General features: G+C 70.6%; 15 protein-coding genes. 4 read left to right on the top strand and 11 right to left on the bottom strand.

Annotated features, from left to right (window positions below; genetic code table 11):
• Positions 1–22 precede the first annotated feature (22 nt).
• The 6 genes from D9753_RS06845 to D9753_RS06820 all read right to left on the bottom strand — a co-directional run bounded on the left by D9753_RS06845 (position 23) and on the right by D9753_RS06820 (position 4,709).
• Complete coding sequence (locus D9753_RS06845; RefSeq protein WP_121786190.1) at positions 23–586, bottom strand: type 1 glutamine amidotransferase; 564 nt, start codon at positions 584–586, stop codon at positions 23–25.
• Between the two features lie 11 nt (positions 587–597).
• Positions 598–1,401 (bottom strand): amino acid kinase family protein, encoded by an 804-nt coding sequence (locus D9753_RS06840; RefSeq protein WP_121786189.1) that lies wholly within the window; start codon positions 1,399–1,401, stop codon positions 598–600.
• Positions 1,398–2,456, bottom strand: a complete 1,059-nt coding sequence (gene argC / locus D9753_RS06835) for an N-acetyl-gamma-glutamyl-phosphate reductase (RefSeq protein WP_121786188.1) — start codon at positions 2,454–2,456, stop codon at positions 1,398–1,400. Before argC ends, D9753_RS06840 begins: the two co-directional genes overlap by 4 nt.
• Complete coding sequence (locus D9753_RS06830) at positions 2,453–3,301, bottom strand: ATP-grasp domain-containing protein (protein WP_121786187.1); 849 nt, start codon at positions 3,299–3,301, stop codon at positions 2,453–2,455. The genes argC and D9753_RS06830 overlap by 4 nt, the downstream gene beginning before the upstream one ends.
• Position 3,302: 1 nt before the next feature.
• Positions 3,303–3,488: a lysine biosynthesis protein LysW gene (locus D9753_RS06825; RefSeq protein WP_121786186.1), complete on the bottom strand. Its 186-nt coding sequence runs from the start codon at positions 3,486–3,488 to the stop codon at positions 3,303–3,305.
• A gap of 69 nt (positions 3,489–3,557) precedes the next feature.
• A complete protein-coding gene (locus D9753_RS06820) occupies positions 3,558–4,709 on the bottom strand; it encodes an isopropylmalate synthase (protein ID WP_121786185.1) in 1,152 nt (383 codons plus the stop codon).
• A gap of 232 nt (positions 4,710–4,941) precedes the next feature.
• Between D9753_RS06820 and D9753_RS06815 the strand changes: the two genes are divergently transcribed.
• Both D9753_RS06815 and D9753_RS06810 read left to right on the top strand, forming a co-directional pair.
• Positions 4,942–6,096 (top strand): acyl-CoA dehydrogenase family protein, encoded by a 1,155-nt coding sequence (locus D9753_RS06815; RefSeq protein WP_121786184.1) that lies wholly within the window; start codon positions 4,942–4,944, stop codon positions 6,094–6,096.
• A gap of 20 nt (positions 6,097–6,116) precedes the next feature.
• Entirely contained in the window at positions 6,117–7,364 is a 1,248-nt protein-coding gene (locus D9753_RS06810) for an acyl-CoA dehydrogenase family protein (RefSeq protein ID WP_121786183.1), read from the top strand.
• 83 nt (positions 7,365–7,447) lie between these two features.
• On the opposite strand, the gene D9753_RS06805 is transcribed toward D9753_RS06810, so the two are convergent.
• Complete coding sequence (locus D9753_RS06805; RefSeq protein WP_121786182.1) at positions 7,448–8,137, bottom strand: response regulator transcription factor; 690 nt, start codon at positions 8,135–8,137, stop codon at positions 7,448–7,450.
• A gap of 407 nt (positions 8,138–8,544) precedes the next feature.
• A complete protein-coding gene (locus D9753_RS06800; RefSeq protein ID WP_276209421.1) occupies positions 8,545–9,198 on the bottom strand; it encodes a ScbR family autoregulator-binding transcription factor in 654 nt (217 codons plus the stop codon).
• A gap of 149 nt (positions 9,199–9,347) precedes the next feature.
• Between D9753_RS06800 and D9753_RS06795 the strand changes: the two genes are divergently transcribed.
• Positions 9,348–10,250 carry a ScbA/BarX family gamma-butyrolactone biosynthesis protein gene (locus D9753_RS06795; protein ID WP_338057966.1) on the top strand — a complete coding sequence of 301 codons (903 nt, stop codon included), beginning with the start codon at positions 9,348–9,350 and terminating at the stop codon, positions 10,248–10,250.
• Positions 10,251–10,335: 85 nt separating this feature from the next.
• On the opposite strand, the gene D9753_RS06790 is transcribed toward D9753_RS06795, so the two are convergent.
• Positions 10,336–11,100, bottom strand: a complete 765-nt coding sequence (locus tag D9753_RS06790) for an SDR family NAD(P)-dependent oxidoreductase (RefSeq protein WP_121786179.1) — start codon at positions 11,098–11,100, stop codon at positions 10,336–10,338.
• A 298-nt stretch (positions 11,101–11,398) separates the two neighbouring features.
• Between D9753_RS06790 and D9753_RS06780 the strand changes: the two genes are divergently transcribed.
• On the top strand, positions 11,399–12,313 hold the full coding sequence (locus D9753_RS06780) for a HipA family kinase (protein WP_121786178.1): 915 nt from the start codon (positions 11,399–11,401) through the stop codon (positions 12,311–12,313).
• Positions 12,314–12,331: 18 nt separating this feature from the next.
• Here the strand turns inward: D9753_RS06780 and aceB are convergent, their stop codons facing one another.
• Positions 12,332–13,954, bottom strand: a complete 1,623-nt coding sequence (aceB, locus tag D9753_RS06775) for a malate synthase A (protein ID WP_121786177.1) — start codon at positions 13,952–13,954, stop codon at positions 12,332–12,334.
• 184 nt (positions 13,955–14,138) lie between these two features.
• Complete coding sequence (locus tag D9753_RS06770) at positions 14,139–14,747, bottom strand: nucleotidyltransferase family protein (protein WP_121786176.1); 609 nt, start codon at positions 14,745–14,747, stop codon at positions 14,139–14,141.
• Positions 14,748–14,821: the final 74 nt, after the last annotated feature.

Below are 14,821 nucleotides of genomic sequence, written 5' to 3'. Positions count from 1 at the left end.
GGGGGCAGGGCTGCCCGCGGCATCACTGGTAGAGCTGAGCGAAGCCCCGCAGGATCTCCAGGCCGTCACTGCGGAACTCCAGGTGCGCCTGCGAGCCGAGGATCCGGCCGTCGTCGGAGCGCAGGAACTCCACGGGCGCGTGCTCGGAGCGGCCGATGGAGCGGAAACCGGCGGGGGCTTCTCGGAGGTAGAGGGTGTGCCGGTGGAAGACGGTCACCGTCGGCTTCACATGGGTGAAGAGCGGTTCCTCCTTGTCGACCTGCACTTCGTAGCCACCGACCCGCTGGGGTCCCTCGGCGAGTCGGCCGCCCGCCGCGACCGCGAGGATCTGCATGCCGCCGCAGATCCCGAAGACCGGGACGCCGGCGGTCATCACCAGGTCGACCAGCGGTTCGTAGTGGTCGCGGTCGTAGGCCCGCACCTTGGTGCCGCTCAGGACGATCGCCTGGTAGCGGCCGTCCAGCCGGGTCGGCACGGATGCTGCGTCGACCGCGTCGGTGTCCGAGCCGAGCTCCTCGAAACGCTTGCGGAGCTGCTTCAGCGACAGGGTTCCGTTGTTGACCACGAGTACACGGGACTTCGCCACGCGCGTGCTCCTCACGTTCGGGTGATGACGGTGCCGGTGCGGGCGGCCAGCAGGTCGGTGACCGGGGCGCTGCCGATGACGACGCGCTCCACGCCCTGCTCCAGAGCCTCGCCGGCGGCCCGGAGCTTCTTGCGCATGCCTCCGGTCGCGCCCCTGTCACGGAACTCGGCGGCGGCCCGCGCGGTGATCCGGCGCACCGGTTCCCCGTCGATCAGCAGGTGTGCCACGTCGGTGACGAGCACCAGGTCGGTGGCGCCGGTCGCGCCGGCGAGGGCGGCGGCGGCCCGGTCGGCGTCGGTGTTCACCTCCTGCCCGGCCGCGTTGCGGGCGAGCGGGGTGACGAGGTAGGCGTGGCCCGGCTGAAGGTTCTTCAGCGCGGCGGGGTCCACGCCGGTGATCGGGCCGACGAGGTTCTCCAGCTCGACGAGCTGCTTGTCCCGCCACCACCAGCGCTCGCCCTCGCCCGCGCTGACGAGCCCGTCGCTGCCGAGCAGCCGCTCCGCGGTGACCCCGCGCTGTTCGAGCCGTCCGAGGACCGACTCGCCCAGCTCGGCGCTGACCGTCTTGATGTCCTCGATGACCTCGGGCGTCGTCCAGCGGCTCTGGTTGCCGTACCGGTCGCGCAGGATCGCCGACGGCTCGAGGTAGCGGGCGCTGAGCCTCTTCAGCGGCTTGGACCAGCCGTGTACGAGGACCAGCGGCCGTTCCTGCGCGTGCCGGGCCAGGTCGTCCCACCAGGGGCCGGCGAGATCGTCGAGGCAGCTACCGCCGAGTTTCACCACGGTCGGGGTCCGCCGGGTGGCCGTCGCGCTCATGCGGGCATCACCGGCTGCATCGTCAGGCCTGTCTCCTCGGGCAGCCGGAATCGCTTGTTCATGGCCTGGAGGGCCTGGCCCGCCGCGCCCTTGACGAGGTTGTCGAGGGCGGCGAGGACGACGATCCGGCCGCCTTCGTCGTCGTGCAGGACCGTCACGTCGCAGAAGTTGGAGCCCAGGACCGCCTGCGGGTCGGGTACCGGGATCAGCGTCTCGGTGTGCCGCCGCACCCGCACGAACGGCTGCCCCTTGTAGAAGCGCAGGTAGGCCCGTTGCAGCTCGCGGCCGTCCACCTCGTCGTCGGTGAAGACGTAGGCGCTGGCGAGCAGTCCGCGTACGTGTGACACCCCGTACGCCGACATGGTCAGCGAACCGACGGTGCCCGGCTTGCTGTGCTCCAGGAAGTCGCTGACCTCGGCGGCGTGCCGGTGCCCGGTGGGGGCGTACGGTGCGATGGCGCCGTTGCGCAGCGGGTGCAGGTCGGGGACGCGTAGCTGTAGACCGCCGCCGCTGGAGCCGCTCTTGCCGTCCACGACCACGGTCCTCAGGTTCAGGCCGAGACCGAGGGTCAGCGGGGCGAGCCCGAGGGTGATCGCCGTGGCGTAGCAGCCGGGTACGGAGATCAGCGGGGCGTCGGCCAGTTGGTCGCCGACGAGTTCCGGTACGCCGTAGACGAAGCGGTCGGCGAGTTCCTCCGACCGCGCGGCCTTGGGGTACCAGCGCTCGTGCAGCCGGGTGGTGCGGATACGGAAGGCGCCGCTCAAGTCGATCACGCAGGGGACGCGGTCGGCGAGGAGCGCGGCCAGTTCGGCCGAGGCCGGAGCGGGCGTGGCGAGGAACACCACGTCGCACCGCTCGGCCACGGCGTCCACCGTGACGCGTTCGACGGTCAGACCCAGGTCGAGACGGAGCCCGGGATGTAGCTGGGCCGGGCGTCGGCCGGCGCTGGAATTGCCGCCGAGGAAGGTCAGTTCGAGTTCCGGGTGCTGGCTCACCAGCCTGATCAGTTCACCGCCGGCGAGCCCGGAGGCGCCGACGATTCCCACGCGGATCATGCGAGTATCTCCTGCAGGTGACGGGCGATGGCCGACGGGATGTCCACTCCCGTGGTCGACGCCACCCCCCGCCAGGCGGGGGCGTGGTTGACCTCGTTGACGAGGTGGCCCGATGGCGTCTTGAAGAGATCGACTCCGTAGATCCCCTCGCCGAGCCGGTCCACGACACCGTCGACGAGCTTCTGGACCTCGGGGTCATGGGCGAGGGCGCGGCTCTGGTTGCCGAGCGCCGCGTTGCTGCGCCAGTCGGCCCCGGCGCTCTCGAACTCGGCCGCGGCGACGATCTCCCGGCCGACGACCAGGCACCGGACCGAGCCGCCACCCAGATACGGCTCGACCAGGCAGGCCTGCTCGAAGGCGTGGCCGAGGTCCTCGACATAGTCGTAGACGGACTGCGCCAGGTCGGCGTCCCGGACGAGGGTGACGCGTTTGCCCATCCCGCCGTAGACCGGCTTGAGCACCGCCGGCAGGCCCAGCTCGTCGAGCGCCCGCGTGAAGTCCTTGCGGGACAGGGCGAGCCGGAAGTCCGGCACCGGCACGCCGGCGGAGCGCAGCACGGCGCGCAGCACCAGCTTGTTCTCGCAGGCGTGGACGGCGTCGGCGGAGTTGAGGACGCGTACGCCGCTCGCCTCGGCCAGGGTGGCGAGCAGCCCGCCCCGGGTGTAGCTGCGGCTGCGGATCAGCAGGGCGTCGTAGCCGTCGATCGACGGGGCCTCGACGTCCCCGAGGCACAGGGACTCGTCATTGACCCAGTCGACCTGGAGGCCCAGGTCCGGTGCGCGCCGGATGAGTTCGCGTTCCTCCCAGCCGACCCGGTCCGCGACGATGGCGACTCTCAGGGTCATGTCACTGGCCCCAGTCGCGCAGCTGTACCTCGACCATCTGGAGGGACAGCCGGCCGTCCTGGATCTCCTCCACGCGCAGCGTGAGCATGCACTCGGGGCAGGAGAGGGTCTCGCCCTGAACCATCGGCGGCACGGTCAGGTCGGTCTCGCACTCGGGGCACTCGCCGGCGAGGGTGGCGGTGGACATAGATCAACTCCGGATTCTTCGTACGGATCGGGCTGAGGCGGGGCTGGTCCGCCCCGGTACGGGGTGGGTTCAGGCGGCCTGGAAGTCGACGGCGGCCTTGCGGATCGTGTCCCGGTCGAGCAGCGGACCTCCGTCGCGCTCCTGGCGCTCGGTGAGCCAAGGGGTGAAGGTGTCGATGTCGACGGAGACACCCGAGTCGGTCAGTGCCCACTTGACGAGGGCAGGGGTGAGGCGCGTGCGGACCCGCAGCTCGCGGGCGTTGCCGACGAGTTCGGCGGGGAGCGTCTCGTACGCCTCCGGGTGGGTGAGCTGGCCCGGCAGTTCGTAGGCGAAGGCGTGCGGTGTGGTCGGCCCCGACTGGAAGGCGTCGCCGAGGCCGGCGCCCTCGAGGGCGACGCGCGACAGTTCGGTGAGGTGGCTCAGGTCGAAGCGGGTGTCGCCGTGGACGACGCGCAGCGAGGTGAGCAGCTCGGCGAGCGGGGCGTTGCCGCCGCGTTCACCGATGCCGCCGACGGTCGCCGAGATCCACTGCGCGCCCGCGCGGACGGCGGCGAGGGAGTTGGCGACGGCCATGCCCAGCATGTTGTGCGAGTGGATCTCGATCTCGGAGCCGTCGATCGCGGTGAGGCCGGCGATGACCTCCTCCATCTGCCAGGGCGAGAGGCACGCGACGGTCTCGGCGAGCCGGAACCGGTCGGCCCCCGCCTCGAAGCCGGCGGTGACATAGGGGACGAGGCGCTCCTTGGGCGTACGGGCGCCGTCCTCGCCGCTGAAGGTGACGTGGAAGCCGCGCTCCTTGGCCTGCGAGATCGCCGAACGGGCCAACGTGTGCAGGAACTTGGCACTGGGCGAGCCGAGCTTGAGCTGCGCGTGCTGCTCGGAGGTGGGGATGGAGTACATGATGTGCCGTACCCCCAGGCGTTCGGCCTCGTCGAGGGCCTTCGCGACCTGCTGGCGGTCGCGCACCACGACGAGCGTCATGCTGCGCTCGGGGCCGACGGCCTCATGGGTGGCGAGGACGAGGTCGGCGTCCTTGGAGCCCGGACCGGACACCATGCCGACCTCGACGAGTTCGATGCCGGTCTTCACCAGCAGGTTCGCGATGATCGCGGCATCCTTGGGGCCGAACTCGACGCCGGCCATGTGCGCGGAGTCCCGCAGGGTTGCGTCAGACAGACGAGGCAGCCTCGAAAGGCTTCCCCCGTGCTCTTCTACTGCCATTGCGTTTTCCTCCTTCTTGCAGGGCCTCGACCATCGTGGACGGCGCAACGTCAGGAAACAACGGACTCCATGTCAGAGCTGTGTCAAGGAATGTGATGGAAAGTCGGTGGGGGTCATGTCTGTGAATTCTCCGCAGGCTCGGCGAAAAATCTGGAATCCGTCCGGGGAACCATTTGGATCGCTGGCTATGGTGATCGGGCCCGTTTTCAGCAGCTGAGAATGGAGAGTTCGAATGGAAATGCCGCATTCCCCCACGGGCGACTGGGCCCGGGAGCGCGCCCGCCGCGTCGCGGAACCGACCGCCGCCGACCGCGACCGTGAACGCCGCTGGGACCCACGACTCTTCGCCGAACTGGCCGCGGCCGGGCACGGCCCGGGCCTCATCGGCCCACTGGTACCGCGCGACCTGGGCGGTGGCGGCCTGTCCGCCACCCAGACGGTCGCCCTTCTGGCGGGGCTCGGCGAGGGGGCCCGGGACCCCGGTCTCGCCCTCTCGGTCGGCGTGCACGCGGTGCTGGCCACCGTGCCGCTGCGCGCCTTCGGCAGCCCCCGGCAACGGCAGCGGTACCTGCCCCGGATGGCGTCCGGCGAGTGGATAGGCGCCCTGTCGCTCCAGCAGACCCAGGGCGCGTCCGTCGCCCCGGCCGTCACCGCCCGGCCCGCCGCGGAGGGCTCACGAGGCTGGGTGCTCACCGGCGAACTGGACCTGGTCGCGGGCGCCCCCGTGGCACATCACTTCCTGGTCATCGCCGCCCACGACGACGGCGGACGGACGGCGTTCGTCGTGGACCGGGCCACCCCGGGACTGCGGGTGGGCGAGGCCGGCCCGGCCGCGATGGCCACTTGCCCCTGGGGCCGGCTGGTCCTGGACGACTGCGCGGTCCCCGACACCGCGGTGCTGGGCACCGTCGGCGGTGCCGCGGGCGAAGCGGAACCGCTTCTCGCGGTGCTGGACTGGGTCTTCTCCAGCGCGCCCTGGCTCGGCCTCATCCGCGCCCTGACCCGGGACGCCGTCGAAGGCGCCCGCGAACGCCGGCTCTTCGGCCGGCCCCTCCACCACGACCAGTCCGTCCGGTTCACCCTGGCGGACCTGGCCGCGCGGTGCGAACTCGCCGAGGGAATGCTGTACCGGGCCGCCGAGCAGTTCGACTCCGGCGCCCGGCCCTCGCACCGCGACGCGGCCGCGGCCCGGCTGTTCGTGGCGGACGCCGTGCGCACGGTCACCGACGCGGCCGCGCGCCTGTCCGGCCCGCTCGGCCTCGACAGCGGCCACCTGATCGGACGCGCCCACCGTGACGCGCTGTTCTTCGCCGGCACCGGAGGCGGCACCGAGGTGCTGCGGCCGGTGATCGCGGCGTCGTTGCTGGATCTCGGCCGACCGTGCTGAACACAAGGAGCGCTGACGACATGACCACCACGACGAACGCCTACGACATGAGCGGCGACGCGCGCGGCATCCGGCCGGCGCCCGCTTTCCCGGGCATCGCCGCCCGGGCCGCCGACACGGACGCGACGGGCCGTATACCGGCCGAGAACTGGAAGGAGCTGATCGACAGCGGTTACCTGCGGCTGTTCCACCCGCCGGAGATCGGCGGCACGGGCGCCGACGGCCTCACCCAGGCCGACGCCATGGAGGCGCTGGCCCGGGCGTGCCCCGGCACCTACTGGGCGGCGACCGTGTCCGCGCTGCTGTGCGCCAAGCTGATCTCCACCTACGGCGACCTCCGCAGCCACGAGCCGCTGCTGCGGTCCCTGCTGTCCGGGGAGCGACTGGCCGCCTTCGCGGTGGTGGAGCGTACGGCGGGCAGCGACGCGGGGACCTACCGCACCACGGTGCGGCACGCCGGGCCGGCCGGCGACGGCTTCGTCATCAACGGCGAGAAGTCCAGGATCACCAACGCGCCCATCGCCGACGTCGCCGTCGTGCTAGCCCGTCGGGAGCGCATCGCCGGGGACGACGGCCCCGACTGGTGCCTCGCCTTCGTGGACCTGCACCAACCCGGCGTCGAGCGGTACGAGATCCCCCACATGGGGCTGCGGGGCATGCCGTGGGGCGGGATCGTCTTCACCGACGCCCGCATCGCCGAGGCCGATGTGGTGCCCGTGCCGTTCGGGGAGCTGGCCGAGGGCATGGCATGGGGCTGGCTGAAGAACTCGTTCGCCGCCATCGCCGTCGCCGAGTCCGCACTGGCCGCCTCCGTACGGCACGCCCGGGAACGGGTCTCGTTCGGCCGGCCGCTCGCGCACATGGAGGGCGTGCAGGCCCAGCTCGCCGAGTCGCGCGCCCAGATCGACGCCGCCCGGCTGCTGGCCCGGCGGGCGATGTGCGAACGCTTCGCGGGCCGCTCGGCCCGGGATCTGATCGCCATGCTCAAGATCTACGCCACCGAGATGGGCGTCGAGGTCGCCGCACGGGCCGTGCAGATCCACGGGGCGACCGGTGTGACCCAGGGCCACGAGGTGGAACGCCTCTACCGTGACGCCCAGATGAACGTCATCGGCGGCTTCACCTCCAACCGGCTGCGGGAGCAGGTCGCCGAGGGCATCGGCCTGGGCCCGGCCGTCTACAGCGCCTTCGACTGGGTCACACCCGCCGGCCTCGGCCAGGACCCCGCCGGGCTCGACGGACCGTACACGGCAGGGGCGGTGTCATGACCGGCTGCCGGGCGAATTGATGTGCCGCTGCGGGTCCGCATTTCCTCCGGGTGCGGGCCCGCAGCGGTGTTCCGCGCTATTTCTCAGCCGTGTCCCATGCGGTAACCGACACCGCGGACCGTGATGATCCAGGAATTGGCACCGAGCTTCGCCCGCAGGCTGCGTACGTGTGTGTCGATGGTGCGACTGGAATCCGCCCACGTGGTCTCCCAGACCCGCGCCATCAATTCTTTGCGTGAAATGACGCTTCCGGGGGTCGCGGCCAGTGTGTGCAGCAACTCGAATTCCTTGGCGGTGAGGTTCACCGGCCGGCCGTGCAGACGGATCTCACGCGTTCCGCTGTCGATGCGCAGCGGGCCGAGGCAGAGGGTCCCGGGCTCGTCCGGCCGGGGGCGAGCCCGGCGCAGCACGGCTTCGATGCGCGCCAGCATCTCGCGCGTGCCGCACGAGGTCACCACGCAGTCGTCCGCCCCGGCCTGGAGGGCGAGGACCCGGTCCAGTTCGGTGTTGCGGGCCGTCACGGAGATGATGGGCTTGTCGCCGGCCTCCCGTATCGACCGGCAGACCTCGAGACCGTCGATGTCGGGAAGATCGAGGTCGAGCAGGACCAGATCCGACTGCTGATGGGCGCTCAGCGCTTCGGCCCCGGTGTCGACGCTCCTCGCGAAGTACCCCTGCCGACGCAGCTCTCGCACCCTCGCCTCGGCCGTGCCGGCGTCATCGCCGACCACCAGGACGCGGGTCGTGTCCAGTTGCGCTGCGTGCACTGCCATCGCTCCCCCTTCCGCACGCCAGTCTTCCCAACAACAAAAGAACACACGTCCTGTTATTTGTACAGTCGACCGCTGGGCATAAATAGGGTCGAATGGGACAGAAGGCACGAAAAAATGCAACACACTGGGCCCTCGTGAGCATCAGATCCGATATTTACGTCATATCGGTCACTGGAAAACAGAACGCTGAGCGAATATGCTCACTCGTCAACACCCGCCGGGGGGTCCGGGCGACTGGGACGATCACGTAGCGTTCATGCCACAGTCGGGTGGAGCATGGCGTGCGATGCTTTCGTCGCGCCATAGTTCGGGGGTACACGAATGCAAATCGAGCGAGCTTTGAATGCGCAACAGCTCCGGGTCTGCACCCGGAGCCGCCGGCACGAGCCCTCGCCTGGGGCCATCTCTCACTCGTGGTCGGGAGCCTGCTCTCCGCCGTTCTCCCGCAGCAGGAGTCGCTCCGCCCGGTAGGGCGACAGGTCGAGCTTCGCCAGCACCACCGGGGTGACGATGCTGGGGAGCAGTAGCTGATACAGGCCCGCGATCTCCTGGGACAGGTCCAGCTTCTCCTCCAGGACCTCCGTCACCAGCTGGACCCCGGTCCACGCGCCGACGACCGCTCGCGAGACGGCGGCGGGGTCGGCGTGCGCGAGCAGTTCGCCGTTCACCTTGGCCTCGCTGAGCAATTCGTCCCCGACCGCGACCCAGTCCGGCCACCGCGTGCCGAACAGCCTGCGCGCCTTGGGGTCGACGGCCAGCCGGACGGCGGCGCGCAGTATCGGCTCCCTGGGCAGCCGGTGGGCCAGCAGCAATCCCAGGTCCACCCACTCCTGCAGCTTGAACGCCTGTGGGCTGAGCCCCTCGCGGGTCACCGCCTCGTCCAGCACGGCACGCGCCATGTCCTCCTTGGAGGCGAAGTGGAAATACAGGGCTCCCCGGGTCAGTCCTGTCCGTTCGACCAGTGCGGCGATCGTCGCGGCGTCGTACCCAACCTCGTTGAACAAGATCGCCATGTTTTCCAGGATGAGCTTGCGAGTGCGAATCGCCCTGTCTTGCCTCACCAACCTGCACCTTCCAGTAGTCCCTGGGTCTGGTCCTCAGCGCTCACTAAATGACCACCTATGAGTAACCGACTAGCCGTTACTTTATCAGCGCGGCGCCCTCGAACAGACTCCGCATCCGAGGAGGCGTCGCAACGTGGGGGGAATCCGTGTTCAGCGTCGTCACATCCACGCAGCCCGCGTTCCATGACACCGAACCCACAGCAAAAGTGGGGGAATACACGCATCTCAGACACAGATCGGCGATCCTCGTCAGAGGCTGGCGTCAGGAGAGACCGGACGCCTTCACGGTGATCGCCCGCTGGCCCGGGCACAGCGGCCCCGGCCGGTACGATCCCCGGCTCCTGGCGCAGACCGTCCGGCAGAGCGGACTCCTCGTCGCGCACGCCGCGTACGGTGTGCCGACCGGGCATCAGACGCTGTTGAGCAACCTCAACATCACGACCGAACCCGACTTCCAGGCCTTCGACGCCTCGGAGTTCGAGGTCGACATCACGGTCACCCGGTCCGCCAGGCGTTCCGCGAGCCTGGGCATGGAGTTCCGCATCCGGCGGGACCGCGCCACCGTGTGCCTGGCGGACACCGAGTTCGGCTGGGTGTCCCCCGCGGCCTATCGCCGGATGCGCGGCCGGCACCTCACCGTCGACTGGGGCGAGTGGCCCCTGCCGGAGCCCATCGGCCGCCACCTGGCCGGCAGGGCCGACGACAACGACGTTCTCCTGGCGGCCGGATCAGCCGACCATCAGTGGCGGCTGCGCAACGACGTCTCCAACACCCTGCTCTTCGACCACCCCGTCGACCACGTCCCCGGTCTCGTCCTCCTGGAAGCCGCGCACCAGGCCGCCCGCGCCGCCGCGGGCCCGACGCCCCTCGAACTCACCGACATCGCCATCGGCTACGAGCGGTACGTGGAGTTCGACGAGCCCTGCTGGATCGACGCCCGGCAGCTTCCGCCCCTGGTGCCCAACCGGTTCGCCGTCGCCGTCACCGGACGCCAGGGCGGAGAGGTCGCCTTCCAGGCGCGGCTGAGGGGCCTGCGGACGCCGGCATGAGTCATGGCGCGCCGCAGGCGGCCGACTCCGCCTCCTGCGGCCGCCCTCGGTGACTGCCGTCAGTGACCGTCCTCGGTGACTGCCGTCAGTGATTGACGAACCCGCCGTCCACCGGCAGCACCGTGCCGGTCAGGAACGGGCAACGGTCGCTGAGCAGCCAGGCCGCGGCCTCCGCGATCTCCTGCGGTTCCGCGGCACGCCCCTGCGGGGTCAGGGAGTTGGTGAGCTGCTCCATGCCGGGGTTGCGCGCGAACCAGTCGACCGTGATCTCACTGCGCGTGGTGCCCGGGGCGACCGCGTTCACCCTGATGCCCTGCTTCGCGTACTCGTCCGCAGCCGCCCTGGTCAGCCCGATGACGGCGTGCTTGGAGGCGACGTACGGTGCCGCGGCGGGGATGGCCACCAGGCCGGCCACGCTGCTGTTGTTGACGATCGCGCCGCCCCCGCGTGGCAGCATCGCGGCGATCTCATGGCGCAGGCAGTTCCATATGCCCCGCACGTTGACGTCCATGATCGTGTCGTACACGTCGTCCGCCATCAGATGCAGCGGAGTGCGGTCCCCGCCGATCCCGGCGTTGTTGAACGCCCCGTCCAGGCGACCGTACTCGGCGACGGCGAGGTCCACCGCGCGGCCCGCGTCGGCAGCGACCGACATGTCGCCCACCACACAGGACGCCTCGGCCCCCGCGTCACGCAGTTCGTCGCCGAGCGCGACCAGCCGGTCCTCCCGGCGAGCAGTGAGCACCACCACCGCACCCTCCCGGCTGAACACCTTCGCTGCCGCGGCGCCGATGCCGCTGCTCGCACCGGTAACGAGGATCACCTTGTTCGCCAGCAGGCCTCTGCTCATCGTCGCAGTCTGTCAAACAGGCCTGAGGGCCGCTCCTGTTTTGGTGACTCACGCGTGGTTCGGTCACCGCGACGCGCACCACGTCGACGGCGACCATGATCCGGAGCACGTCCGCGCCTCGATCATGCCGGAGGTGGGGGAGTCCGTGGGGGGCGCCGGCGCGACGGCTCGGGTCTTCCTCTCCGGCTTTCACGCTTGGTTACTATGCTCACTTCATGCCGGAGGCGGAAAGCAGTGGCCGCGTCGTGTGGGAGCTGGCCGTGGAACATAAGGCAATTGAGCAATGGGGCCTCGGAAGATGCTGAGAGAGGTCACCGCCAACCGCTATGTCCAGCCCCTGCGCAGCGGCGGCTCCGTCCCCGGAGTCGTCGAGGCCGACGATCTCGGCACGTACGTCGTGAAGTTCACCGGCGCGGCGCAGGGGCACAAGGCGCTCGTCGCCGAGGTCATCGTCGGGGAACTCGCCCGCGCGCTCGGCCTGCGCTTCCCTGAGCTGGTCCTCGTCCGCTTCGACCCCGCCATCGCCGCCGCCGAGCCGCACCAGGAGGTGCGCGAGCTGCACAGTGCCAGTGCGGGCGTCAACCTCGGCATGGACTACCTGCCGGGCGCCCGGGACCTCACGCCGGAGATCGCGCGGGTCTTCCCCGTGGATCCGCTGGAGGCCGGCCGGATCGTGTGGCTGGACGCGCTGACCGTCAATGTCGACCGTACGGTGCACAGCTCCAACCTGATGGTCTGGCCGACGTTCGGCACCGCGCCACCGCGGCTGTGGCTCATCGACCACGGCGCCGCCCTCGTCTTCCACCACCGCTGGGACACCACGGCCCCGGGCCGGGCGTACGACTTCCGGCACCACGCCCTCGGCCAGTACGGCCCCGACGTGCGCGCCGCCGACGCGGAACTGGCGCCCCGCGTCACCGAGGAGCTGCTGCGCGGGATCGTCGCCGAGGTGCCGGACGCGTGGCTGGCCGAGGACGCCGGGTTCGCCACCCCCGACGACGTCCGCGACGCGTACGTCGCTTATCTCCTGGCCCGCGTCCGGCTCTCCGCCGAGTGGCTGCCCACCGACTTCCCGACCCGCGAGGAACTCGCCGCCGAACAGGCCGCCCGCGCCGCGAGGACGCAGGCGGGCCGTCCGGACTGGCTGAAGTGGGTCCCCGACCTGCACGGCGGGCCGGGGACGGAGGAGGACGGGGCGGTGCGCCCCCGGTGAGCCGGAGGCCGGGGTCGGCTACCGCAGCCGCTCGTACGCCGGCAGGGTGAGGAAATCGGCGTAGTCCTCGTCCAGAGCCACCTGGAGCAGCAGGTCGTGCGCCTCCTGCCAGTGCCCGGCCGCGAACGCCTCCGCACCCGACTCCTCGCGGATCGCGTCGAGTTCCTCGGCGGCCACCTTGCGGGCCAGCTCGGGCGTGGCCTTCTCGCCGTTCTCGAACTCGACGCCCGCGTTGATCCACTGCCAGATCTGGGAGCGGGAGATCTCGGCGGTGGCCGCGTCCTCCATGAGGTTGAAGATGGCGACCGCGCCGAGACCGCGCAGCCAGGCCTCGATGTACCGGATGCCGACCTGGACGGCGTTGACCAGGCCCGCGTACGTCGGCCTGGCGTCGAGCGAGTCGACGGCGATGAGGTCGGCGGCCTCGACGCGCACGTCCTCGCGCAGCCGGTCCTTCTGGTTCGGCCTGTCGCCGAGGACCTTGTCGAAGGACTCCATGGCGATCGGCACCAGGTCGGGGTGGGCGACCCAGGAACCGTCGAAACCGTCGTTCGCCTCACGGTCCTTGTCGGCGCGGACCTTCTCGAAGGCGACCCTGTTGACCTCGGCGTCCCTGCGGGACGGGATGAAGGCCGCCATGCCGCCGATGGCGTGCGCGCCGCGCTTGTGGCAGGTGCGGACCAGGAGTTCGGTGTAGGCCCGCATGAACGGGGCGGTCATCGTGACCGCGTTGCGGTCCGGGAGGACGAACCTCGATCCGCCGTCACGGAAGTTCTTCACGATGGAGAACAGGTAGTCCCAGCGGCCGGCGTTCAGCCCCGAGGCGTGGTCGCGCAGTTCGTAGAGGATCTCCTCCATCTCGTACGCGGCCGTGATCGTCTCGATCAGCACGGTGGCGCGGACGGTGCCCTGCGGGATGCCGACATGGTCCTGCGCGAAGACGAACACGTCGTTCCAGAGGCGGGCCTCCAGGTGCGACTCCGTCTTCGGCAGGTAGAAGTACGGGCCCTTGCCGAGGTCGAGCAGGCGCTGCGCGTTGTGGAAGAAGTACAGCCCGAAGTCGACGAGGGCGCCCGGCACCTGGCGGCCGTCGGCGTCGACGAGGTGCCGTTCGTCGAGGTGCCAGCCACGCGGGCGCATCACGACGGTCGCCAGTTCTCCGGCCGGGCGCAGGGCGTAGGACTTGCCGGTGCGCTCGTCGGTGAAGTCGATGTTCCGGGTGTAGGCGTCGCTCAGGTTGAGCTGGCCGAGGACCACGTTCTCCCAGGTCGGCGCGGAGGCGTCCTCGAAGTCGGCGAGCCAGACCTTCGCGCCCGAGTTGAGCGCGTTGACGGTCATCTTGCGGTCGGTGGGCCCGGTGATCTCGACGCGCCGGTCGTTCAGCGCGGCCGGGGCCGGGGCGACCTTCCAGGAGTCGTCCGCGCGGATCGCGGCCGTCTCGGGCAGGAAGTCGAGCGTGCAGGTGCGGGCGATCTCGGCGCGGCGCTCGGCCCGGCGGGCCAGGAGTTCGTCACGGCGCGGGGTGAACCGCCGGTGCAGCTCCGCCACGAAGGCGAGCGCGGCGTCCGTGAGGATCTCTTCCTGCCGGGGCAGGGGCTCGGCGTCGACGATGGCCAGCGGGGACGGCGCTGGTGCGGACATGAGCTGTCACTTCCTTCAGCGGTGGCACCTCGTGCCAAGGGGCACGAACAGGACAGTGAGCGCCCACTGTGCGGTCGGACGCTTCTGGTCAGTGGATACTAGTTTCCTCATCGTGGAACTTCAATGGTTTGTTGATGTCGAGATTCTCCGGGTCGAGGCAAGGTGGCGCTCGGTGCCACCCCGTTCACTCCAGGTGGCTCAGGTCGGCCTCGGTGTCGATGTCGTACGGCTCTGCCACGTCCGCGCACTCCACGAGCCGTATCCGGTCCTCGTGCGCCGTCAGATAGGCCCGCGCGCCACGGTCGCCGGTGGCCGTCCGCGCGATGCCCGCCCAGTGGGCCGCGCCGAACAGCACGGGATGCCCGCGCACCCCCTCGTAGGAGGCCGCGGCCAGCGAGGTCCCGTCCTCGTAGGCACCGAGCACCCGGGCCACCGCGGCGGACCCGATGCCGGGCTGGTCCACCAGGCTCACCAGCGCCGCGCGCACCCCCGTACCGGCGAGCGAGGCCAGGCCCGCGCGCAGCGACGACCCCATGCCCTCGGCCCAGTCCGGGTTGTCCACGAGCACGCAGCCGTCCAGCCCGGCGCACCGTCTCACCTCGTCGGCGCGGGCACCGAGCACGACATGGATCCGCCCGCATCCCGCCGCACGCAGCACCCCGGCCGCGTACTCGACCAGGGGCCGCCCCCGGTGCGTCAGCAGTGCCTTGGGCCGTCCGCCGAGCCGTCTGCCCCCGCCGGCGGCGAGCAGCAGCCCCGCGACGTCCGTGCGCGGATCGTGGTTGTCCGTCATGGGTCCTGCATACCCGACGGCGACGGAACCGGCCGGTTTTTGCGGCGCACATTCCGTAGGGCTGAATTTCGGTC

Source organism: Streptomyces dangxiongensis, assembly GCF_003675325.1.
Classification (GTDB): Bacteria; Actinomycetota; Actinomycetes; order Streptomycetales; family Streptomycetaceae; genus Streptomyces; species Streptomyces dangxiongensis.
The sequence above is the reverse complement of the archived record's forward strand: the minus strand, read 5'-3'. Positions and strand labels throughout refer to the sequence as shown.